2 protein-coding genes are annotated in these 1068 nt (G+C 61.8%); both read left to right on the plus strand.

The genetic code is table 11. From position 1 onward, the window contains the following. A partial coding sequence (locus D6877_RS06760) for an EAL-associated domain-containing protein (RefSeq protein WP_277751476.1) occupies positions 1 to 482 on the plus strand: 482 nt, incomplete at its 5' end. Positions 483 to 551: 69 nt separating this feature from the next. Further along, positions 552 to 1068 (plus strand): dGTP triphosphohydrolase (dgt, locus tag D6877_RS06765; protein WP_130910284.1); only part of this gene is annotated, 517 nt, incomplete at its 3' end.

Here is a 1068-nt window from a genome sequence, read left to right on the forward strand (position 1 = left end):
AGGAAGAATTCTTCGCTACAGACGCATTCGTCGCGCATTTCGCCCAACTCAGGCAACGCTACGTGAAGCAGAAACTCAGCGAGCGCGGGCGGTTGATGCAAATGCGTCAGCAGCTCAGCGAGCTGATGGCGATTCTGCAGCAATGGGCGCAGGCCCGCGCCCCGCTCAGTGCATTGCCGCAATTGCAGGCGTTTCCCTGGCTGCTGCGCTTTTACCAGTGCGATCGCCACGGCACGCAACTGACGCCCAACCTCGAATGGCGTCATGACGGCTGGTTCGCCGATGATCGCTATCTGGGGCACAACTGGTCGTGGCGACCATACTTCTATCATCTGCTGGCCGAAGGCTGGGAAGAACGCCGTCTGACCCTGTCGAGCACCTATCGCGATGCCACCAGCAACCAGTATTGCCTGACTGCCGGACAGTTTTTCGATAACGGTGAACGGCTGTTGTTGATCGATATCGATGCCGCAGGCCTGTAGTTCCGCTTGCAGGCGCAGGGCCGAACCGGGAAGCTAGTGCAATCAGTCACCTGACGGAGAGAATCAGCCTTGGATTGGCCTACCCTGCTCAACCGCGAACGCCTCGGCAAGCCGCTGCACAGCCCGCAAGAACTCGGCCGCAGCCCTTTTCACAAAGACCATGACCGCATCATTTTCTCCGGTGCCTTCCGCCGCCTCGGGCGCAAGACTCAAGTGCACCCGGTCACCAGCAACGATCACATCCACACCCGCCTGACCCACTCGCTGGAAGTCAGCTGCGTCGGCCGCTCGCTGGGCATGCGTGTCGGCGAAACCTTGCGCAGTGCGCTGCCGGAATGGTGCGACCCGGCAGACCTGGGCATGGTGGTGCAATCGGCCTGCCTGGCTCATGACATCGGCAACCCGCCGTTCGGCCATTCCGGCGAAGACGCCATTCGCCACTGGTTCCAACAAGCTGCCGGGCGCGGCTGGCTGGACGGCATGAGCGACGCCGAGCGCGGTGACTTTCTCAACTTCGAAGGCAACGCTCAGGGCTTTCGCGTGCTGACGCAGCTGGAATATCACCAGTTCGACGGCGGCACGCGCC

Source organism: Pseudomonas sp. Sample_9 (genome assembly GCF_004307535.1).
In the GTDB taxonomy this organism is placed as follows: domain Bacteria; phylum Pseudomonadota; class Gammaproteobacteria; order Pseudomonadales; family Pseudomonadaceae; genus Aquipseudomonas; species Aquipseudomonas mercuritolerans.